This is a genomic window from Yoonia sp. (assembly GCF_017854415.1).
In the GTDB taxonomy this organism is placed as follows: Bacteria; Pseudomonadota; Alphaproteobacteria; order Rhodobacterales; family Rhodobacteraceae; genus Yoonia.
Genome location: NZ_JAFMHR010000036.1, coordinates 2,928 through 23,136 on the forward strand (window position 1 = coordinate 2,928; position 20,209 = coordinate 23,136).

A 20,209-nucleotide genomic window follows, 5' to 3' on the forward strand; every position below is an offset into this window, starting at 1 on the left:
CGTCATCGATTAGATAATTTCATCTTCGTCAAACAACGGCGCTTCTTCAAGCTGGGTCGCTAGATCATCTACCGCAGCTTCGGCAGCATCTGATGATTTTACGGCGGCGACGTGGAACAACGCGTCTCCCTCGTGGACAATTGGGATCACGGCGCGTCCTACGATGATGCCGCTATAGCGTGTTGCAACTTCGATTTCGCCGTTCCCAAAGGGATCTGAAATGGCCGCAACAATGTCACCTTCATCGACCACATCACCTTCGGCCTTGAACATGCGCAGCAGCCCGCCTGCGGGCGCGCGCAACCAATGACTATCGGCACATACGACAGATTTTGCCTTCGGTCCCGCAATCCCGGCGAGTGGCAGCATGTCCATTTTCTTGAGCACGCGAAGGATACCCGCAAGTCCCGCACGCACAGACATTTCGTCAAAGCGCATCCCTTCGCCAGCTTCATACAGCAGAACATCGACGCCAATTTTCTTGGCTTCTTGGCGCAAACTGCCATCGCGCAGCGCGCTTGTCAGGATGACAGGGGCACCAAAAACATGTGCCAGCTTCATGGTGTCACGGTTATTGGCAGATACGCGCACCTGCGGCAGGTTGGTGCGGTTAATGGCAGCAGAATGTAGATCAATCCCGACCGAGCAGCGCGCGACAATCTCGTTCAGAAAAATATGCGCCAGACGCGACCCAAGCGACCCGTTGGGCGAGCCGGGGAAGCAGCGGTTCAAATCGCGCCTGTCGGGCAAGTAGCGTGAATGGTTTAGAAACCCGAAAGTGTTCACAATCGGAACCACAATCAGCGTTCCGCGCAAAGATTTGAGGTTCTTCGCCCGCAACAAACGCCGCACAATCTCAACACCGATGACCTCATCGCCGTGAATGCCTGCACTGACAAACATAGTAGGCCCATCGTTGCGCCCGTGGATAACATGTGCCGACAAGGTTACCGGTGTGTGATCTGACAAGGTGCTGACGGGGATATTCACCGTCTTGCGGCTGCCTGCATCAATCGATTTGCCTGCGATCTCGAAACTGGGTCGCTTGGTCATCCTTTGCCTTTGGTTTTTGTTGCATTGGGTTTCGCGTGTTTCTCAATGTAAGCGATAATCTTGCCCGCAATATCGAGGCCGGTCGCCTTTTCGACGCCTTCCAAGCCGGGGGATGAATTCACTTCCATCACGACGGGGCCATGGTTGGCCCGCAGCATATCGACGCCGCAGACGTTAAGGCCCATCGCTTTGGCGGATCTGACGGCCGTCGATCTTTCTTCGGGTGATAGCTTGATCAATTCAGCCGACCCGCCGCGATGCAAGTTCGATCTGAAGTCTCCGGCAGCGCCAGTACGTTTCATTGATGCAACCACTTTGCCGCCGATGACAATAGCGCGAATATCGGTGCCGCCAGCTTCTTTGATGAATTCTTGCACCAAAATGTTGACGCCTGCGCCGCGAAACGCTTCGACCACCGACTTGGCGGACCGTTTTGTATCTGCCAGCACCACACCAATGCCTTGTGTGCCTTCCAGCAGCTTAATCACCACAGGTGCGCCGCCAGCCAGATCAAGCACTTCTTCGGTCTGTTTGGGGTCATGGGCGAACGTGGTCACGGGCAAGCCAATGCCATCGCGCGCCAATAGCTGCATTGACCGCAATTTATCGCGCGACCGCCCGATCCCGACACTCTCATTGAGTGGGTAAACGCCCTGCATCTCGAACTGGCGCAGCACGGCCATGCCATAGAACGTGATCGACGCCCCAATACGCGGGATAACAGCATCGTATCCAACCAACTTTTCGCCGTTGTAATATACCTCTGGCCTGCGCGACGCGATATTCATGTAGCAGCGCAAGGTGTTGATGATGTCCAGCGTGTGCCCGCGTTCCTCGGCTGCTGCCTTTAGGCGCTTGTGCGTGTAAAGTTCAGGGTTACGGGCAAGCATCGCGATCTTCATGGGGTTAGTCCTTCAGAGTTAGGCATGTCGCTGACAAGGTACGATTTGCCGGGGTGAACCACGATATTGCGACCACGCAGTGCGCGACGCCCCAAGATCAGCGGGAACCGCATCGTGCCGCGGTCCGTGAGCGATATGTCGATTTTCCACTTTCGCCCAGCCAGTATCATAGGCGTGCGAATAATGATGCGTGTTTCGGGTGTGCCGCTGGTGTTGGTAATGTCGCGCTTGGTGAAAACAGGGAATTCGCAAGTGCGGGCAGGTATGCCGGGGATATCGGGGCTACGAAAACGCACCCATTTCTCGCTGTCTTTGTAGAATGTTTCGATATCATCGGCATGCAAGGCGGTCGTCTTGGCGCCAGTATCCACCTTGACCGCAAAATTCTGCAAGCCCAGTTCCGGCAAGCTGATACATTCATGCCAACCGATGACCGTCATTGGTAGGCTTGCAGCAGTTGCGCCGTTTTTCATGATCAGTGGTTCCATGGACAAACAAGAAGGCCATACATAGCGTTATCTGCTCCAGACTTACCAGCCACTGGCATGCGTCCTATCAAGGGTGTTGTTGCTGTGCCGCCGCGTTAAAAACGTATGGTAGAAACAAACAAGGACCGCAGTTTACACTACGGTCCTTTGTCTTTTTACGAAATGGAGCGGGCGAAGAGATTCGAACTCTCGACCCTAACCTTGGCAAGGTTATGCTCTACCCCTGAGCTACGCCCGCAACCGTTTCGTGAGGCGTGATCTATAAACACTAGCAGAGTTCTGCAAGACCAAAATGGCATGTCTTTGCAGTTTTTCGCAATAGGACGGATTGTTTTCAATCGTCGTCGCTATAGCCGCCAAAAATCCGCACGCCCGCAAGCCCTACATCTTCGCTATGCACAACAACGCCGTCGTCTGACAATAAGACAACCCCGTACGCTCCGGGTTCATTCGAAGACAGATGGGAATTTGGCTGCGACAGGTCCAACACCCCTTGATGACAAGGGCTTTTGAACATGCTCCACGGCACGCCGCGCGCGCTGCCAGACATCGTGCGGTGGATATGCCCGCAGATCAAATGGACACGACCGTGCTGCGCCAAGAGGTCCAAGAACGCAGGTCCATCCGCCAAAGCAATACGGTCCATCCCGACGATACCGGTTTCAAACGGGGGGTGATGAATGCAAACAAGTGCTTGGCGTCCGTCCCGCGTGTCCAATGCATGCTCTAGAAACGCGCGCCGCGCCGCGCAAATGCGTCCCGCGTGATGGCCAACCTCAAAAGGCGGTCCATCCAGCGAATCAAGTGTGATAATGCGATGCCGCCCAATATCTTGGACTTGTTGAATATGGCCGCTTGGCATTTGCGGGGCCTTGGGGAATGCGCGCAAAAATGCGTCCCGGCGATCATGATTTCCCAGCATTGGAACGATCGGGATAGCGATATTCGCAAGAATTCTCGCCAGTTCGGCGTATTCGACATCGGTCCCGTGATGCGTCAGGTCACCCAGTAGAATCAGTGCAGCGGCATCAGGATGCGCCGTTGTCGCAGCTTCAAGAACCGTCTCGAGCCGTTTCGTCGGAGAGAGCCCGATGATCGTTTCACCGGGCCCGCAAATATGGATGTCACTCAGACAAAGCAGTTTTTTCACATCGTGCTCCTATTGGATGGATTGCAATGCGGCGCCCTGCGTCATTCCAGTTCGATCAGCAGGTCCTTTGCGTCGATTTGTCCACCTGCTGTGACATGCACCGCCTTGATGGTTGCGTCACGCTCTGCGTGAATGCCGGTCTCCATTTTCATGGCTTCGATTGTCAAAAGCAAATCGCCCTCTTTCACCTTTTTGCCAGCCACCGCCGCGACGGTTGCGACAACGCCGGGCATTGGCGCTCCAATGTGATTAGGGTTCCCGTTCTCCGCCTTGGGGCGCAATACTTTCTCAGAGGCCGCCAGTCGGTTCATCACGCGGATTGTGCGCGGTTGACCGTTCAGTTCAAAGAACACTTTGACCTCGCCGTCTTCATTCATCTCGGCGACAGCTTGCATGCGGATTTCAAGCGTCTTGCCAGGGTCAATTTCGGCCGCGATTTCTTCGCCTGGTTCCATCCCATAAAAGAACGTGCGCGTGGGTAGGGTGCGCACAGGGCCATACGTCCGGTGGCGACCTGCATAGTCCAAGAACACTTTGGGATACATTAGATAGCCATTCAGGTCCTCGTTATCGATGGCTTTACCTTCGAGCTGCGCCGACAGATCAATCCGTGCGGCTTCAAGATCGACCGGGGCCAACAAAGCGCCGGGGCGTTCCGTGATCGGCTTATCGCCTTTCAGCACCTTTTTCTGGATTGCTTTGGGCCAACCACCGGGTGGTTGCCCCAAATCACCGTGTAGCATTTCGACCACGCTGTCGGGGAACACCACATCGACTTCAGGATCTTCGACCTGCGCGCGGGTCAGATTCTGGCTGACCATCATCAACGCCATATCGCCAACCACTTTGGACGACGGGGTGACCTTCACGATATCACCGAACATCGCGTTCACATCCGAATAAGTCTGCGCGACCTCATGCCAGCGTTCTTCCAGCCCCAATGACCGCGCCTGTGCCTTGAGGTTGGTAAACTGGCCGCCGGGCATTTCGTGCAAATAGACCTCAGAGGCGGGGGCCTGCAGGCCGCTTTCAAACGCGGCGTAATGCGCGCGGACCTGCTCAAAGTAATTGCTGATTTCGCGGATCGCCGCGATGTCCAGTCCTGTATCACGCGCGTCACCGCGCAAGGCTTCGACGATCGACCCCAGCGTCGGCTGGGACGTATTGCCAGACAACGCATCCATCGCCGCATCCACGCAATCCACACCCGCGGCAGAGGCGGCTAGCACGGTCGCAATCGCCGCACCCGACGTGTCATGTGTATGGAAGTGGATTGGCAGATTTGTTTCCTCTTTGAGCGCCTTCACAAGCGCCGTCGCTGCTGCTGGTTTCAGCAGGCCTGCCATGTCTTTCAGACCCAGCACATGTGCGCCTGCTGCCTCAAGTTCTTTGGCCATCCCGACGTAGTACTTTAGGTCATATTTGGACCGGTTCGGGTCCAACAAGTCGCCAGTGTAGCAAATCGTGCCTTCGCAAACTTTGTTCGCCTTGATGACGGCATCCATCGCGACGCGCATGTTTTCCACCCAGTTCAGGCTGTCGAATACGCGAAACACGTCGACGCCGGAATTGGCAGCCTGTGCCACAAAGCTTTGCACCACGTTGTCAGGGTAGTTCGTGTAGCCAACGCCGTTGGACGCACGCAGCAGCATTTGCGTCATGATGTTTGGCATCTGTGCCCGGATATCGCGCAGGCGCTGCCAAGGGCACTCCTGCAAGAACCGGTAAGCCACATCAAAGGTCGCACCGCCCCAGCATTCGACGCTGAAAAGCTGATTCATCTTGGCTGCATAGGCCGGCGCTGCGTTAATCATATCAATCGACCGCATACGTGTTGCGAGAAGTGATTGGTGCCCGTCGCGCATGGTGGTGTCGGTAATGAGCAACTGCTTTTGGTCGCGCATCCAGTCGGCGACGGCCTCGGGGCCAAAATCATCCAGAATATTGCGCGTGCCGGGGGTCACATCAGTTGTCGGCTTTACCGGAGGACGCGGCGGCTTCACATCTGCCGCCGGGCGCGGACGGCCTGCGGTTTCGGGATGACCGTTGACGGTGATATCAGCGATATAGGTCAGAATTTTCGTGGCGCGGTCACGGCGTTTGGAGAATTTGAACAGGTCCGGCGTCTCGTCAATGAACTTGGTATGGTATTCGTTGTTCAGGAATGTCGGATGCTTCAGCAGGTTTTCGACAAACGCGATGTTGGTCGACACACCGCGAATACGGAACTCTCGCAAGGCACGGTCCATCCGCGCAATCGCCATCTCAGGGGTAGGCGCACGGGCAGTTACCTTGGTCAAGAGGCTGTCGTAATAGCGCGTGATCACCGCACCAGAATACGCCGTGCCACCATCCAGCCGGATGCCCGGACCAGTGGCCGAACGGTACATCTGGATGCGCCCGTAATCGGGGATAAAGTTGTTTTGCGGGTCTTCGGTCGTGACGCGGCACTGCAGCGCATGACCGTCCAGTTTCACGTCATATTGCGATGCACAGCCCGTGGCCTCGACCAGCGATTTGCCTTCGGCGATCAGAATTTGGGCGCGCACAATGTCGATGCCCGTAACTTCTTCTGTCACCGTATGCTCGACCTGCACACGCGGGTTCACTTCGATAAAGAAGAATTCGCCGCTGTCCATATCCATTAGGAATTCGACGGTGCCGGCACATTCGTAGTTCACATGCTGGCAGATTTTCTTGCCCAGATTACAAATCTGTTCGCGCTGGGTGCCTGACAGATACGGGGCAGGCGCGCGCTCAACGACCTTTTGGTTGCGGCGCTGGACTGAACAGTCACGTTCCCAAAGGTGATAGATTTGGCCGTGGCTGTCGCCCAGAATTTGCACTTCGACGTGGCGGGCGCGCATGATCATCTTTTCCAGATAACCTTCGCCATTGCCGAACGCGGCCTCGGCTTCGCGGCGGCCTTCCAGAACTTTTTCTTCCAACTCGTCCTCGGACATGATCGGACGCATGCCGCGACCACCACCGCCCCATGATGCCTTAAGCATCAAGGGGTAGCCAACTTCGGCCGCTTCTTTTTTGATCGCGGCCATGTCATCGCCCAGCACTTCTGTGGCGGGAATGACTGGCACACCAGCTTCGACGGCCACGCGGCGCGCGCTCGCTTTGTCGCCGAGTTGGCGCATGGTTTTTGCCTTTGGACCGATGAAGGTGATGCCATTGGCCTCGCAAGCGTCCACAAAGTCGGGGTTCTCAGACAAAAGGCCATAACCGGGGTGGATCGCATCTGCGCCGGACATCTTGGCGACGCGAATGATTTCTTCGATCGAAAGATAGGCCGCAACAGGACCAAGGTTTTCGCCGATGCGGTAGGCTTCATCTGCCTTAAAGCGGTGCAGACCTAGCTTGTCCTCTTCTGCGAAGACGGCGACCGTCTTTTTGCCCATCTCGTTGGCAGCGCGCATAATGCGGATCGCAATCTCGCCACGGTTGGCAATCAGGATTTTCTTAAAGTCGGTCATAGCTGGTCCTTTCGCAGTTGCAGCATTGTTAAGCAGCAAAATTCGCAAGGTCTAGGAGATTATGGATGCTGCCGCAGCGTGTTCGGTAGGTCTTTGAGGGCCCGCGTTCCCAGCTGTCCCATATTGCTGATCATATCTTGGCGAAGAATATCCAGCACATGCGCGGCCCCGGCTTCGCCTAATGCGGCCAGCCCATAGTGGAACGCGCGACCTAGCATCACGAAATCAGCGCCCAATGCCAGCGCGCGCAGCACATCAAGCCCACCTTCAATACCGCTATCAAAAATCAACGGAAGCGACGTCGCTGCGCGGATCAATGGCAGCGTTTCAATTGTCGCAGGGCCCCCGTCAAACTGCCGGCCTGCATGATTACTGACCCAAAGCGCATCTGCCCCTTCGTCCGTCAATCGCGCGGCGTCATCGGGGTTGCCGATGCCTTTGACGATCAGCGGACCGTCCCACACATCGCGCAGCGATTTGAAATAGTCCCAGTCCGGCGAGGTTCGCAGCAAATACCCGATATGCTGGTTCGAGGGCAGGGCGCTGCGGTTTTGCGAATAGCTTTCCATCAGGCGCAATCGCGGCATGCCGGTTTTACGGATACCGTTCAACCACGCGGGGCACTGTGCCGCCTGCATCGCCAAACGCGGGGTCAGTTTGGGCGGATTGGTCAGACCGCCGCGCGTCTGCCGTTCGCGGCGCGACGCCACAGGTACATCGACAGTCAGCACGATCGTATGAAAGCCCGCGTTCTTAGCCCGTTTAAGGATATCTGCGCGAATCTCTGGATCACGCGGAGGGTATAGTTGGAACCAGCCGTGGTCGCCGGCATGTGGGCCGACGTCTTCGGGCAATTGGCTTGCGACTGTCGACAGCGTAAATGGGATATTCTCGCGGGCGGCTGTTCGGGCCAGCATTTGTTCGGCACCTGGCCAAATAAGTCCGGACATGCCGACAGGGGCGATGCCAATTGGAATAGGATGGGTTTGACCCAGAAATGTCGTCGAAAGGTCGGGATCAAACTCGCCGTGTAGGATCGAAGGGTTTAGCAAAACCTGATCTAACTGTGTGCGATTGCGTGCTTGGGTGGCTTCAACCCCTGTTGCACTGTCCAGATATTCCCACACGAAATGCGGGATGCGGCGGCGTGCGCTGCTTTTCAAATCTGCAATGGCGGGATAGCGGCTATGATAGGTCATAAGGCGAAGCTATTGCGGGTCACATGGGCATGCAATGGGTCATGGTTCGCCAAGCTATCAATGATTTTAGTCTTGCGTGGTGCAATCGGCGCCAAAGCCCTATGATTGCGTTTGACCCCTCTTGGGTGACAAGCCACAATGCCCTCAAACGCCGCGCTAGAAATGGATCGCTCAGATGAGATACGTCAAACCCGAAAGTTACGAGGCCGCTTCGGCACTGCTTGCCGCAGAGGACGGGATCGCACGGATTCTGACCGGCGGTACAGATGTCCTGGTCATGCTTAAGGCAGAAATGGTCGAACCTGATTTGATGGTTGATCTGAAACACTTGCCCGGCATGCATGACATTGCGGCCGAGGACGGCGGATTTCGCATTGGTGCAGCCGTATCAAGCGCGGAACTTGGCGAACATGCAGCACTCAAAGCGATGTGGCCCGGTGTGGTGGAGGGGGCAGAGCTGATCGGCTCTACTCAAGTCCAGAACCGCGCCACGATCGTTGGCAATCTTTGTACCGCTTCGCCTGCTGCCGATTCTGTGCCTGGCTTGGTAACAGCGAATGCAGTTGCGCGGCTGCATGGCCCACATGGCACACGCGACGTGCCCGTGGTGGAAATTCCGGTAAGTCCGGGGAAAACCATGCTTGCCAAAGGTGAATTCATTACGTCGATCTATTTGCCCGCACGGCCCGTCGGTGCCTCGGACGCTTATCTGCGCTTTATTCCACGCACTGAAATGGACATTGCGGTGTCGTCTGCCGCTGTAAGCTTGGAATTGGACGCAGGTGGCACGATTACCGCTGCGCGCGTCGCAATTGGCGCTGTGGCCCCTACCGTCCGTTTGGTGGCAGACGCAGGTGCTGCGATTGTCGGCACGAAACTTGACGATGATGCAATCGCCGCATTGATTGCTGCAACCGAGGCAGCTTGTTCACCAATCACCGACAAACGCGGCACGATCGAATTCCGCACCAAAACTGCAGGTGTGTTGGCCAAACGCGCCGCACACATCGCTTATTCCCGCGCCGGAGGCAAAACATGAAAATGATCCCAGTCGAGACTACGATCAACGGCGACCAGACAGAGTTCCTGTGTAACGCCGACGAAAGCCTTCTTGATGTGCTGCGGGACCGGCTAGGTCTTACGGGCGCAAAAGAAGGTTGCGGAACTGGCGATTGCGGCGCTTGCAGTGTGATGCTGAACGGGCGCGTGGTCTGTTCGTGTCTTGTGCTGGGGGTCGAAACCCAAGGAGCCGAAGTTGAAACCATCGAGGGCATGGCCGACGGTGAAACACTGCACCCGCTGCAACGGGTCTTTATCGAAGAGGCAGCACTGCAATGCGGTATCTGCACGCCTGGTATTTTGATTGCGGCCAAATCGCTGCTGGCAAAGAACCCTGACCCCACTGATACCGAAGTCCGCTATTGGCTGGCGGGCAACCTATGCCGTTGCACTGGATATGACAAAATCATCAAAGCGGTCCAGAAGGCCGCTGCAGAAATGAGGGCCGCGTAAAATGGCATTGGATGATCAAGCAAAGCGTACATTCAAGGTCGTCGGCACCCGCGTTGGTCGCCCTGACGGGATCGACAAAGTTACCGGCAAGGCCGCTTATGGTGCCGACATCACAGCGCCGGGCATGCTGCATGGCCGTATTCTGCGCAGCCCGCACGCGCATGCGCGGATTAAATCAATTGATGTGTCAGAGGCTGCAAAGCTTGCAGGCGTCAAAGCAGTCGTCACCGGTGCCGATCTTGCCATTCCCGATGATGAAGGCTTTGCGGATATCGCGATCAATTGCCTTGCCCGCGACAAGGTGTTTTATGATGGACATGCGGTTGCGGCAGTTGCTGCTACCAGCAAGTCTATTGCGAAACAGGCGATCCGCTTGATCAAGGTGGACTATGAAATCTTGCCTCATGTGACGGACGTTGATGCGGCGATGAAACCTGACGCACCTGCCGTACAAGAAGGCCGCGCACTTGAAAATGTACCCGCTGGTATGTCGCAAAATGTGACCACGCGTTGCGCTTTTGGACATGGCGATGTGGACGCAGGTTTTGCCAAGGCAGACAAGATAATTGAACGCAGCTTTAAAACGGCTGCGACCCACCAAGGCTATATCGAACCGCAAGCCTGCCTTGCCACGCTCGGCTCTGATGGGCGCGGAGAGGTGTGGTGCTGCACCCAAGGTCAATACATGGTCCGTGCCAACTGCGCGGCGGTCTTGGGCATCGAGGAAAGCCAGCTGCGTGTCATTTCTTCCGAGATTGGCGGCGGTTTTGGCGGCAAGACATCCACATTTATCGAACCTGTCGCGCTGGCGTTGTCGCGTAAGTCTGGCAAGCCGGTTAAGATGGTCATGACCCGCGATGAAGTGCTGCGTGCCACAGGACCTACCATTTCCGCGTCCATGGACATCAAAATCGGCATGACGAACGACGGCCGCATCACTGCAGCGCGCGGCGAGCTGCGCTATTCCGGCGGGGCTTATCCAAACGAGACGATTGAAATGGGCGCGCAAGCCGCTTTTGCCGCTTATGATCTAGAAGCGGTAGAAACCGTCGGTTGGAACGTGATGACCAACCGGCCCAAAGAGATACCATATCGCGCACCTGGCGCGCCGACCTCGATTTATGCTGTTGAAAGCGTGGTCGACGAATTGTGCCAGGAACTGGGACTTGATCCACTTGATGTGCGTCTTTTGAACGCCGCACGCAAAGGAACACTTTCGGCCTACGGACCAACCTTCAACGAAATCGGGTTGGTTGCGACATTGGAAGCGGCCAAAGCCCATCCACATTACACGGCACCTTTGGGGCCAAATCAGGGTCGGGGGCTGTCCTGCGGGTTCTGGTTCAACTTTGGTGGCAACACCTGTGTGTCGCTGAATATCAACGATGACGGCACTGTTGGTGTCGTCGAAGGCAACCCTGATATCGGCGGCTCGCGTGCGTCAATTTCGATGATGGCAGCCGAAGAATTGGGCGTGCCATACGAAAAGGTCCGGACCGTGATCGCTGACACCAGCGCGCTGGGCTTTAACGACATCACTGACGGCAGCCGCGTGACATTCGCGGTCGGGTTGGCCACGATAGAGGCCGCGCGCGCCGCGATCCGCGAAATGTGCCGCCGTGCCGCGAAAATCTGGGGCATCGATGAAGATGCGGTGTTGTGGGAAGACGGCGCTGCCGTTCCAGCAGGGCCTAACGCAGGTACACACCCGCCCATGACGCTGGCTGAAATCGCCGCTGTCGCAGGCAATACCGGCGGTCCCATCGCTGGCCACCACGAGGTAAACGCAGACGGCGCTGGCGTTAGCTTTGGCGTGCATCTTGTTGATACTGAAGTCGATCCTGAAACAGGGGCCACAAAAATTCTGCGCTACACCGTCTTTCAGGATGCAGGCAAAGCGGTGCATCCCGACTATGTCGAAGGGCAGATGCAGGGCGGTGCGGTCCAAGGCATCGGCTGGGCGTTGAACGAAGAATACATCTACGGCGAAGACGGGCGGCTGCAAAACGCGGGCTTCCTTGATTACCGCATTCCCGTGGCCTCTGACTTGCCGGAGATCGAAACGGTGATTTTGGAAATCCCAAACCCCGGCCACCCCTACGGTGTGCGCGGTGTGGGCGAGACACCGATTGTGCCACCTCTGGCTGCCATTTCGAACGCGGTGTCGCGGGCTGCCGGTGTGCGGATGTGCGAATTGCCGATGTCGCCGCCACGGCTGCTGAAAGCAATGACTGGCTAAGGCATGGTGAGGGTCAAACTTTGGGGATCTTTACGCGCGATGGCCGGTGGCAAAGAGTGGGTTGAGGTGGAGGCAAGCAATTTCAAACAGTTGCTAGACGCTCTTGAGGTTAAACATCCAGGTCTCGGGCCGCAAATCAAACGCGGTGTATCGCTGTCATTGGACGGCGTGATTTACCGCGAAGCGTGGTTTACCGAAATCGGCCCCGAGAATGAAATTATCCTGATGCCCTATATGGTTGGCGGTTGATCGCGCTGGACAGCCTTTGCCGCCAGCACTACCTTTGCGTCAAACGCACCCAACAAAAGGTCTGATGCTATGTCCAAGATGCTTTCTGCTACCGCCATTTCACTTGCTTTGATGTCCACAACAGCCATTGCTGGCGGGCATTGTGCTGCGGGCAAAACCCTGACTGATGGCACGCTGACGATTGCGACTGGCAATCCGGCTTATTACCCATGGGTTATGGATGATGCGCCTGAAAGTGGTCAAGGATTTGAGGCCGCCGTGGCCTATGCGGTCGCCGCCGAAATGGGCTTTGCTGCAGAAAACGTCACTTGGGTGCGGTCATCATTTGATGAAGCGATCCAGCCGGGCGTCAAGAACTTTGACCTGAACATGCAGCAGTATTCGATCACGCCGGAACGCGATCTGGTCGTGGATTTCTCTGACCCATATTACACCGCACCAATGGCCGTGCTGGTCGGCGCGGGCGCTGTTGACACGGCACCAACACTTGACGCTTTGCGCGAATTGCAGTGGGGCGCAGTTGGTACAACCACAGCCGTTCCAAAGCTGACAGCGGTCATCCAGCCCAGCAACGATCCATTGCTGTACGGCGACAACGCCGACGTGAATGCGGCGATGAGTGCAAACCAAATTGATGCGGCTTTGTTTGACCTGCCGACTGCATTGTTTCTGAGTGCGGTGATGATCGAAGGCTCAAAAGTGCTTGGTCAATTCGCCCCGGACCTGACCGACAACCCTGACCAGTTCGGCATGTTGATGGAAGAAGGCAGCCCGCTGAAGGCTTGCGTTGACGAGGCTCTTGCAGCTTTGACGGCAAGTGGCGAGCTTGCGGCGATTGAGGCGACATGGCTTCAGGACACCACCGGTGTTCCGCTGATCAAGTAATATGGCAAATGCGAAAGCGGCGGGGATGACCCGCCGCGAAGCCTATGAGGCCAAGCAGCGCCGCCGCTCGTTGATCGTGGCGGCCTCCAGCACAATCGCGGTCGTGGCCGCGATCATGATCTTAGTGCCTATGGCGCCGGGCTGGGAAAAGGTGCAGCGCAGCTTTTTCAACGGCGATGTCCTTGCACAGACTTTTCCCAAGCTACTGGACGCGTTTTTGGTCAATATCATGATCTTTGCATGGTGCGCGCCTGCCATCGCTATCCTTGGGCTGCTGATAGCACTTGCGCGTGATGTGAAATCGCCTGCGCTGTTTCCGCTGCGCATCTTCGGGGCGACATTCACAGATATTTTCCGTGGGGTTCCTGTCATCTTGACGGTCTATCTGATCGGTTTCGGTATTCCCGGCCTTGGCCTGCCGCGTCCTTGGAATTCGCCGTATATCTGGGGATCACTTGCGTTGATCCTGACGTATTCGGCCTATGTGGCCGAGATTTTCCGCTCTGGTATCGATAGCGTGCACCACAGTCAGCGGTCTGCCGCGTTGTCGTTAGGCATGTCTGAACGTCAGGTGATGCGCGATGTTGTCTTGCCACAAGCTGTGCGCAATGTGGTGCCGTCGCAGATGAATATGCTAATCGCGCTGCAAAAAGATGTGTCGCTGCTTAGCTTTATTGGCCCTGTCGAGATTTTCCGCCAAGCGGGGGTGTTCAAATCACTGACCGCTAATTTTACACCCTATGTTGGGGCAGCGATCATCTTTTTGATCGTGACGATCCCTGCCACCCGCTACGCCGATCATCTGATGGCCAAGCAACGACGGGACCGGAGTTAATGGCCAAGCTGGAACTGCGCGGTGTCGTGAAACGCTTTGGCGATCATACGGTCTGCGATGGGATTGATCTTGATGTGGAAGAGGGGCAGATGGTTTGCCTCATTGGTGCGTCTGGTGCGGGAAAGTCCACCTTGCTGCGCTGTATCAACCTGCTGGAAGCAATCGAAGACGGCGCGATCTTGCTTGACGGGATCGACATTGCAGAGCCGGGACTGAACCCGCAGGCGGTCCGCGCGCGCATCGGCATGGTGTTCCAGAGCTTTAATTTATTCCCACATTTAACGGCACTTGAGAACGCAATGCTCGCGCCACGACGGGTGCACGGCAAAACGAAGGCAGAGGTCGGCCCGCAAGTCGAAGACCTTTTCACGCGCTTCGGGCTTGCTGACCGGATGCACAACTATCCTGATCAGCTGTCAGGTGGTCAACAGCAGCGCGTTGCGATTGTCCGCGCACTTGCGATGCGCCCAGAAGTGATGTTGTTTGACGAGATTACATCAGCGCTTGATCCACAGTTGGTTGGCGAGGTGCTGGATGTCCTGTTGGTGCTGAAAGAGCAGGGCATGACGATGATATTAGCGACCCATGAGATGGGATTTGCGCGGCAAGCAGCGGACAAAGTTTGCTTCCTAAAGGACGGCCGCATTGTAGAAGAAGGCCCGCCAGAGCAGCTTTTTGCAAATCCGGAACGGCCAGAGACAAAGGCGTTTTTGGCGCGGGCACTGAAGTAATATCCCTGCGCAATTATTAACCCAAGTCGCCCCAAAAATGGGCACATTTACTTTTCTAGCCTAAAAAGTGTGCGAATTAAGAAACGTAGCGCTGTGCCGCTTGCCCGAACCTTGTGCAGACTTCGCCGCGCTGCCTACCAATGGGCAACCATTGGGATCGGTACTGCTTTGCCATGCTAGACAATCAATACGGCCTGCAACCCCGCGCTAAGGGAAGCGTTACGCTGACTTCCAAGCTGCGTGGTAATGTCAGCGTGATCGATGACTTGCATCAATCTGGTTGCTTGCGGTTGTTGTTTCCACGCGGCGATGCGGCGCTCGATGCGGTCCTGATCAACACGTCAGGTGGTGTGACAGGCGGTGACAACATCGCAGTCAAGGCCAGGGTTGGCACAGGCAGCGAAATGACCTTGACCACTCAAGCCGCAGAACGCGCCTATCGCGCCCAACCCGGTCAGATCGGGCAGATTACCACAACGCTGTCTGTTGATGCAGGTGGCGCGCTCAACTGGCTGCCGCAAGAGATATTATTATTTAATGGCAGTAATTTGCATCGCGAACTTAAGGTTACACTTGCGAGCAATGCCAGCGCGTTATTGGTCGAACCTGTCGTTTTTGGTCGCGCCGCAATGGGCGAGACGCTGACCGATATTGCGTTCAAGGACCGTGTATCCGTTATGCGTGACGGACGCCCAATCTACCGCGATGGCGTGTGCTTTGAAGGCAATGCAGCGGCGCAACTTGCGCGGCCTGCAATTGGTCAAGGTATGATTGCGATGGCCAATATTATTTACACCGCCCCTGACGCCCAAACCCGTTTGCCTGCCGTCCGTGCATTGATGCCGTCCACGGGTGGCGCATCTTTGCTCGCCGATGACTTGCTCGTTGGCCGCATCATGGCCGCAGACAGTTTCCTGCTGCGTTGCGCCCTTATCCCGATCATCGAACGCCTTTCGGGAACCGCTGTTCCCAGAACTTGGAGACTTTAACCCATGCAACTCACCCCCCGCGAAAAAGATAAACTACTGATCGCGATGGCCGCAGAGGTGGCGCGCAAACGCTTGGCGCGTGGCGTTAAGCTTAATCACCCAGAGGCAATTGCCTTGATCACTGACGCCGTGGTTGAAGGCGCACGTGATGGACGCTCTGTCGCCGATATGATGTCAGCAGGTGCGCATGTCATCACCCGCGCGCAATGCATGGACGGTATCGCCGAGATGATCCACGAAGTCCAAGTCGAAGCCACCTTTCCCGATGGCACCAAACTTGTCACGGTCCACAACCCAATCAGATAGGAGCGCCCTATGATCCCCGGAGAGACTATCCCGAAAGACGGTGACATCGCGATTAATGTGGGCGCACCTGAAACGACGTTAATGGTTGCCAACACCGGCGACCGGCCTGTGCAGATCGGCAGCCACTACCACTTTGCCGAAAGCAATGCCGCGCTTGATTTTGACCGCGATGCCGCACGCGGGCAGCGACTGAATATCGCCGCAGGTACTGCTGTGCGGTTCGAACCTGGTCAGCGCCGCGAGGTGACACTGATCCCGATCAGTGGCGCGCGCCGCATCTTTGGATTTAATGCAGCCGTTATGGGGGACCTTTGATATGCCCGCTTTTATTCCCCGCAATGAATACGCCGCGATGTTTGGCCCGACCACGGGCGACCGGGTGCGCTTGGCGGATACAGACCTGATTATCGAGGTCGAAAGAGACCTCACCACTTATGGCGAAGAGGTCAAATTCGGCGGCGGCAAGGTTATCCGTGATGGTATGGGCCAGTCTCAGGCCACCCGCGCCGAAGGGTCGGTAGATACGGTCATCACCAACGCATTGATCGTGGATCACAGCGGCATCTACAAGGCCGACGTTGGCCTGCGCGACGGGCGGATCTACAAGATCGGCAAGGCGGGAAACCCCGACACGCAGCCCGGTGTCGACATCATTGTCGGGCCGGGAACCGAGGCGATTGCTGGCGAAGGCCGTATTCTAACGGCGGGTGGTTTTGACAGCCACATTCACTTCATCTGCCCCCAGCAAATGGAGGACGCGCTGCACTCTGGCATCACGACGCAGTTAGGCGGCGGCACGGGGCCTGCGCATGGCACGCTGGCGACGACCTGCACACCAGGGCCTTGGCATATCGGGCGGATGCTGCAAGCGATTGATTCCGTGCCGATGAATATCGGGCTATCCGGCAAAGGCAACGCATCCCAACCAGCGGCCTTGGTTGAGATGGTAAATGCCGGCGCCTGCGCGCTGAAACTGCACGAAGACTGGGGCACCACCCCCGCCGCCATCGACTGCTGCCTGTCAGTTGCCGATGACATGGACGTGCAGGTGATGATCCACACCGACACGCTGAACGAAAGCGGTTTTGTGGAAAACACCGTCGCCGCAATCGCGGGTCGCACGATCCATGCGTTCCACACCGAAGGGGCAGGCGGCGGGCATGCGCCTGACATCATCAAAATATGCGGCGATGAAAACGTGCTGCCGTCCTCGACCAACCCGACGCGGCCATTCACGGTGAACACGCTCGAAGAGCATCTGGACATGCTGATGGTCTGTCACCATCTGGACAAATCCATCCCAGAGGATGTGGCCTTTGCCGAAAGCCGGATCAGGCGTGAAACCATAGCCGCCGAGGATATCTTGCATGACATGGGCGCGTTTTCCATCATTGCGTCTGACAGTCAGGCCATGGGGCGCGTCGGCGAAGTGCTGATCCGTACATGGCAAACTGCCGATAAGATGAAAAAGCAGCGGGGGCGCTTGCCAGAAGAGACGGGCGAAAACGATAATTTCCGTGTGCGGCGCTACATTGCGAAATACACGATCAACCCCGCAATTGCGCATGGGATCAGCCGCGAAATCGGGTCGATTGCCGAAGGAAAGCGTGCCGATTTGGTGCTTTGGAGCCCTGCCTTCTTTGGCGTCAAACCAGAGATGGTTTTAATGGGTGGCATGATTGTGTGCGCGCAGATGGGTGATCCAAATGCCTCGATTCCGACGCCGCAGCCGGTTTATTCGCGGCCCATGTTTGGCGCGATGGGTGGGGCGGTCAGCCGTAATGCGGTGACGTTTGTCAGTGCTGCGGCGCAAGCAAATGGCATCCGCGAAACGCTGGGCTTGTCTAAACAAACGGTTGCCGTTGAAGGTACGCGCAACATCGGCAAACGCGATTTAATCCTGAACGATGCACTACCTAAAATGGAAGTGAATCCCGAAACATACGAAGTCCGCGCCGATGGTGAACTGCTGACGTGTGAACCCGCAACAGAGCTGCCGATGGCGCAGCGCTATTTCTTGTTCTGATGGGTGTGCGGGATCAGGCGCAAAGGGTTGCGCAATCGATTTTGAAGGCGGGAACGTGGGAAGGACCTGCGTTGGCGTGCAGTCTTGATTATGATGCCCGCTTTTTGCGCCGCAAGATGCTGGCGACGGATGACGGGATCGGCTTTTTGGTGGATTTGGCGCATACGACATCGTTGGAACACGGTGATGCGCTAGGATTATCCGATGGTGGCCGCGTCCAGATTATTGCGGCGTCAGAGCCGGTTTTGCAGATCACTGCGGGCAATCTAATCCAGCTTGCTTGGCACATCGGCAATCGGCACACGCCCTGCCAAATGCTGCCCAACATGCTGATTATCCGCGATGATCCAGTGATCGGTCATATGCTTGAACATCTTGGGGCGCAGCTGACAAAGGCGCTACAGCCCTTTACGCCCGAAGGCGGTGCATATGGGCATGGGCGCACGCATAGCCATGCGCATGGGGCGACGGCCCATGACCACTAGTGCTGTTTTGACGCTGACACAGTGGTTGTCGCCATCCTATCCGATTGGCAGTTTTGCTTACTCGCATGGATTGGAAACCGCGCTTGCTGATGGTTGGGTGCATGATGCGGCCAGTTTGCAAATATGGCTTGCCGATGTGCTGACGGATGGGTCTGGCTGGGCTGACGCGGTCCTGTTTTGTGCCGCCTATCAAGCGCCTGACAACGAGGCTGTGCGCGAGGTTGATGCCACGGGTCGTGCTTTCGCAGCCAGCGCCGAACGGTTGCGCGAAAGCGTGAACCAAGGGGCTGCGTTCGCGCGCACATTGAACGCAACCTCAGATTTGGAATTGCCCGATGCCGTATTTCCGGTCGCCGTTGGTCGCGCTGCCGCACATATAGATGCCCCGTGCGAAATGGCGGCATCTCTTTACCTCCAAGCCTTCGTTAGCAATTTAGTGCTGGCCTGCGTGCGCATGATCCCATTGGGCCAAACCGAAGGACAGGCAATCATACAAACGCTTTCGCCACTTTGCGTGAAAGCTGCGCAAGCTGCATCAAAAACGACGCTCGACGATCTTTATTCCAACACCTTCCTGTCCGACATCGCCGCGATGCGCCACGAAGCCCAGCAACCAAGGCTCTTTCAATCATGACCCAACTTAACGGACCTCTGCGGATCGGTATCGGTGGCCCCGTAGGCGCAGGCAAGACGACGCTGACTGCGCGATTGGCGCAATTGCTACACCCGGACATTTCCATCGGGGTCATCACCAACGATATCTACACCCAAGAAGACGCCGAAGCCCTAACCCGTATGCAAATCTTGCCCGCAGACCGGATCATAGGTGTTGAAACAGGTGGCTGTCCGCATACGGCGATCCGCGAAGATGCCAGCATCAACCTGGCCGCGATTGCGCAAATGGTTGCCCGACATCCCGATGTAGAAGTCGTATTGATCGAATCCGGCGGCGACAACCTGTCCGCTACATTCAGTCCCGAATTAGCAGACGTAACTGTCTATGTGATCGACGTGGCCGCCGGCGAAGAAATCCCACGTAAGGGTGGCCCTGCGATCACAAAATCTGATGTGCTCGTGATCAATAAAACTGACCTTGCACCACACGTGGGCGCTTCGCTTGAGGTGATGCAGCGTGATGCAGCACGGATGCGGGGCGACAAGCCGTTTGTGATGACATCGCTGCGTGAGGGTATTGGAGCGGATAAAGTTTTGGACCTGCTCAAGCAGATTGGCGGGATATAGAGCTACCGCTGTGACTTAAGAGTAAAAATGGTGCCTAGGGGCGGAATCGAACCATGATTAATATCAGTAACTTATATGTATTTTATCTCAAAATACCAGCTAATATACCAACAATAATTTGTCTTGCGCGTCGTTTCTAAAGTGTCCGACTGTTGACAGTACTTTATTGCTGATTTGCCCCCTCCTAGCCTCCTTCATTCATTACGAGATTTTGTGGAGGGCACAGCAGCGCAACCAAATCAACTTTCAAAGTAAAGTCGCAGCGGTGTGATTGGTGTAGCCAAGCGCCCAATTGCTTTTGGAATGGCTGTTGGATGTTCTCCACAATGAGCCGACCAAGTTAACGTCGGAGAACGATGAGCAATCTGTACTGGCTAACCGAAGAACAGATGAAGCGGCTTCGTCCGTACTTTCCAAGGAGTCGAGGTAGGCC

The 20,209-nt window shown here is 56.3% G+C and carries 20 protein-coding genes and 1 tRNA gene; 14 read left to right on the forward strand and 7 right to left on the reverse strand.

The genetic code is table 11. The features are described 5' to 3' along the window. Positions 1–9: 9 nt before the first annotated feature. The 7 genes from QZ197_RS06030 to QZ197_RS06060 all read right to left on the reverse strand — a co-directional run bounded on the left by QZ197_RS06030 (position 10) and on the right by QZ197_RS06060 (position 8,277). Entirely contained in the window at positions 10–1,053 is a 1,044-nt protein-coding gene (locus QZ197_RS06030; protein WP_296430972.1) for a succinylglutamate desuccinylase/aspartoacylase family protein, read from the reverse strand. After that, on the reverse strand, positions 1,050–1,955 hold the full coding sequence (gene rimK, locus QZ197_RS06035) for a 30S ribosomal protein S6--L-glutamate ligase (RefSeq protein ID WP_296430973.1): 906 nt from the start codon (positions 1,953–1,955) through the stop codon (positions 1,050–1,052). Before rimK ends, QZ197_RS06030 begins: the two co-directional genes overlap by 4 nt. After that, a complete protein-coding gene (locus QZ197_RS06040; RefSeq protein WP_296430974.1) occupies positions 1,952–2,428 on the reverse strand; it encodes a RimK/LysX family protein in 477 nt (158 codons plus the stop codon). The genes rimK and QZ197_RS06040 overlap by 4 nt, the downstream gene beginning before the upstream one ends. A gap of 178 nt (positions 2,429–2,606) precedes the next feature. Beyond that, positions 2,607–2,681 (reverse strand) — tRNA-Gly (locus tag QZ197_RS06045). 96 nt (positions 2,682–2,777) lie between these two features. Then, entirely contained in the window at positions 2,778–3,593 is an 816-nt protein-coding gene (locus QZ197_RS06050; protein WP_296430975.1) for a metallophosphoesterase, read from the reverse strand. A 41-nt stretch (positions 3,594–3,634) separates the two neighbouring features. Then, positions 3,635–7,078, reverse strand: coding sequence for a pyruvate carboxylase (locus QZ197_RS06055; RefSeq protein ID WP_296430976.1), 3,444 nt, complete (start codon positions 7,076–7,078; stop codon positions 3,635–3,637). Between the two features lie 59 nt (positions 7,079–7,137). Further along, positions 7,138–8,277: an alpha-hydroxy acid oxidase gene (locus tag QZ197_RS06060; protein ID WP_296430977.1), complete on the reverse strand. Its 1,140-nt coding sequence runs from the start codon at positions 8,275–8,277 to the stop codon at positions 7,138–7,140. 175 nt (positions 8,278–8,452) lie between these two features. Between QZ197_RS06060 and QZ197_RS06065 the strand changes: the two genes are divergently transcribed. From QZ197_RS06065 to ureG, 14 genes are all read left to right on the forward strand, one after another. Beyond that, positions 8,453–9,316, forward strand: a complete 864-nt coding sequence (locus tag QZ197_RS06065; RefSeq protein WP_296430978.1) for a xanthine dehydrogenase family protein subunit M — start codon at positions 8,453–8,455, stop codon at positions 9,314–9,316. Further along, complete coding sequence (locus QZ197_RS06070) at positions 9,313–9,789, forward strand: (2Fe-2S)-binding protein (RefSeq protein ID WP_296430979.1); 477 nt, start codon at positions 9,313–9,315, stop codon at positions 9,787–9,789. Before QZ197_RS06065 ends, QZ197_RS06070 begins: the two co-directional genes overlap by 4 nt. A 1-nt stretch (position 9,790) precedes the next feature. Beyond that, positions 9,791–12,028 carry a xanthine dehydrogenase family protein molybdopterin-binding subunit gene (locus QZ197_RS06075; protein WP_296430980.1) on the forward strand — a complete coding sequence of 746 codons (2,238 nt, stop codon included), beginning with the start codon at positions 9,791–9,793 and terminating at the stop codon, positions 12,026–12,028. 3 nt (positions 12,029–12,031) lie between these two features. Further along, the gene (locus QZ197_RS06080) at positions 12,032–12,277 is read left to right on the forward strand and encodes a MoaD/ThiS family protein (RefSeq protein ID WP_296430981.1); all 246 of its coding nucleotides are present in this window, start codon (positions 12,032–12,034) and stop codon (positions 12,275–12,277) included. A 69-nt stretch (positions 12,278–12,346) separates the two neighbouring features. After that, complete coding sequence (locus QZ197_RS06085) at positions 12,347–13,162, forward strand: ABC transporter substrate-binding protein (protein WP_296430982.1); 816 nt, start codon at positions 12,347–12,349, stop codon at positions 13,160–13,162. A 1-nt stretch (position 13,163) separates the two neighbouring features. Continuing rightward, complete coding sequence (locus tag QZ197_RS06090) at positions 13,164–13,997, forward strand: amino acid ABC transporter permease (RefSeq protein ID WP_296430983.1); 834 nt, start codon at positions 13,164–13,166, stop codon at positions 13,995–13,997. Next, positions 13,997–14,728 carry an amino acid ABC transporter ATP-binding protein gene (locus QZ197_RS06095; protein ID WP_296430984.1) on the forward strand — a complete coding sequence of 244 codons (732 nt, stop codon included), beginning with the start codon at positions 13,997–13,999 and terminating at the stop codon, positions 14,726–14,728. The genes QZ197_RS06090 and QZ197_RS06095 overlap by 1 nt, the downstream gene beginning before the upstream one ends. Before the next feature lie 173 nt (positions 14,729–14,901). Beyond that, positions 14,902–15,717 (forward strand): urease accessory protein UreD, encoded by an 816-nt coding sequence (locus tag QZ197_RS06100; protein WP_296430985.1) that lies wholly within the window; start codon positions 14,902–14,904, stop codon positions 15,715–15,717. 3 nt (positions 15,718–15,720) lie between these two features. Next, positions 15,721–16,023 (forward strand): urease subunit gamma, encoded by a 303-nt coding sequence (locus QZ197_RS06105; protein ID WP_296430986.1) that lies wholly within the window; start codon positions 15,721–15,723, stop codon positions 16,021–16,023. A gap of 9 nt (positions 16,024–16,032) precedes the next feature. Continuing rightward, complete coding sequence (locus QZ197_RS06110) at positions 16,033–16,338, forward strand: urease subunit beta (protein WP_296430987.1); 306 nt, start codon at positions 16,033–16,035, stop codon at positions 16,336–16,338. Position 16,339: 1 nt separating this feature from the next. Then, on the forward strand, positions 16,340–18,049 hold the full coding sequence (ureC, locus tag QZ197_RS06115; RefSeq protein ID WP_296430988.1) for an urease subunit alpha: 1,710 nt from the start codon (positions 16,340–16,342) through the stop codon (positions 18,047–18,049). Then, positions 18,049–18,534, forward strand: coding sequence for an urease accessory protein UreE (locus QZ197_RS06120; RefSeq protein ID WP_296430989.1), 486 nt, complete (start codon positions 18,049–18,051; stop codon positions 18,532–18,534). Before ureC ends, QZ197_RS06120 begins: the two co-directional genes overlap by 1 nt. Continuing rightward, positions 18,524–19,168 carry an urease accessory protein UreF gene (locus tag QZ197_RS06125; RefSeq protein ID WP_296430990.1) on the forward strand — a complete coding sequence of 215 codons (645 nt, stop codon included), beginning with the start codon at positions 18,524–18,526 and terminating at the stop codon, positions 19,166–19,168. Before QZ197_RS06120 ends, QZ197_RS06125 begins: the two co-directional genes overlap by 11 nt. After that, positions 19,165–19,776: an urease accessory protein UreG gene (gene ureG, locus QZ197_RS06130; RefSeq protein WP_296430991.1), complete on the forward strand. Its 612-nt coding sequence runs from the start codon at positions 19,165–19,167 to the stop codon at positions 19,774–19,776. Before QZ197_RS06125 ends, ureG begins: the two co-directional genes overlap by 4 nt. Positions 19,777–20,209 lie beyond the last annotated feature (433 nt).

Excerpts from the sequence above, each read along its gene's own strand:
- QZ197_RS06030 (WP_296430972.1), bottom strand. The coding sequence starts at position 1,053 with ATGACCAAGCGACCCAGTTTCGAGATCGCAGGCAAATCGATTGATGCA.
- rimK (WP_296430973.1), bottom strand. The coding sequence starts at position 1,955 with ATGAAGATCGCGATGCTTGCCCGTAACCCTGAACTTTACACGCACAAG.
- QZ197_RS06040 (WP_296430974.1), bottom strand. The coding sequence starts at position 2,428 with ATGAAAAACGGCGCAACTGCTGCAAGCCTACCAATGACGGTCATCGGT.
- QZ197_RS06055 (WP_296430976.1), bottom strand. The coding sequence starts at position 7,078 with ATGACCGACTTTAAGAAAATCCTGATTGCCAACCGTGGCGAGATTGCG.
- QZ197_RS06060 (WP_296430977.1), bottom strand. The coding sequence starts at position 8,277 with ATGACCTATCATAGCCGCTATCCCGCCATTGCAGATTTGAAAAGCAGC.
- QZ197_RS06065 (WP_296430978.1), top strand. The coding sequence starts at position 8,453 with ATGAGATACGTCAAACCCGAAAGTTACGAGGCCGCTTCGGCACTGCTT.
- QZ197_RS06070 (WP_296430979.1), top strand. The coding sequence starts at position 9,313 with ATGAAAATGATCCCAGTCGAGACTACGATCAACGGCGACCAGACAGAG.
- QZ197_RS06075 (WP_296430980.1), top strand. The coding sequence starts at position 9,791 with ATGGCATTGGATGATCAAGCAAAGCGTACATTCAAGGTCGTCGGCACC.
- QZ197_RS06080 (WP_296430981.1), top strand. The coding sequence starts at position 12,032 with ATGGTGAGGGTCAAACTTTGGGGATCTTTACGCGCGATGGCCGGTGGC.
- QZ197_RS06085 (WP_296430982.1), top strand. The coding sequence starts at position 12,347 with ATGTCCAAGATGCTTTCTGCTACCGCCATTTCACTTGCTTTGATGTCC.
- QZ197_RS06090 (WP_296430983.1), top strand. The coding sequence starts at position 13,164 with ATGGCAAATGCGAAAGCGGCGGGGATGACCCGCCGCGAAGCCTATGAG.
- QZ197_RS06095 (WP_296430984.1), top strand. The coding sequence starts at position 13,997 with ATGGCCAAGCTGGAACTGCGCGGTGTCGTGAAACGCTTTGGCGATCAT.
- QZ197_RS06100 (WP_296430985.1), top strand. The coding sequence starts at position 14,902 with ATGCTAGACAATCAATACGGCCTGCAACCCCGCGCTAAGGGAAGCGTT.
- QZ197_RS06105 (WP_296430986.1), top strand. The coding sequence starts at position 15,721 with ATGCAACTCACCCCCCGCGAAAAAGATAAACTACTGATCGCGATGGCC.
- QZ197_RS06110 (WP_296430987.1), top strand. The coding sequence starts at position 16,033 with ATGATCCCCGGAGAGACTATCCCGAAAGACGGTGACATCGCGATTAAT.
- ureC (WP_296430988.1), top strand. The coding sequence starts at position 16,340 with ATGCCCGCTTTTATTCCCCGCAATGAATACGCCGCGATGTTTGGCCCG.
- QZ197_RS06120 (WP_296430989.1), top strand. The coding sequence starts at position 18,049 with ATGGGTGTGCGGGATCAGGCGCAAAGGGTTGCGCAATCGATTTTGAAG.
- QZ197_RS06125 (WP_296430990.1), top strand. The coding sequence starts at position 18,524 with ATGACCACTAGTGCTGTTTTGACGCTGACACAGTGGTTGTCGCCATCC.
- ureG (WP_296430991.1), top strand. The coding sequence starts at position 19,165 with ATGACCCAACTTAACGGACCTCTGCGGATCGGTATCGGTGGCCCCGTA.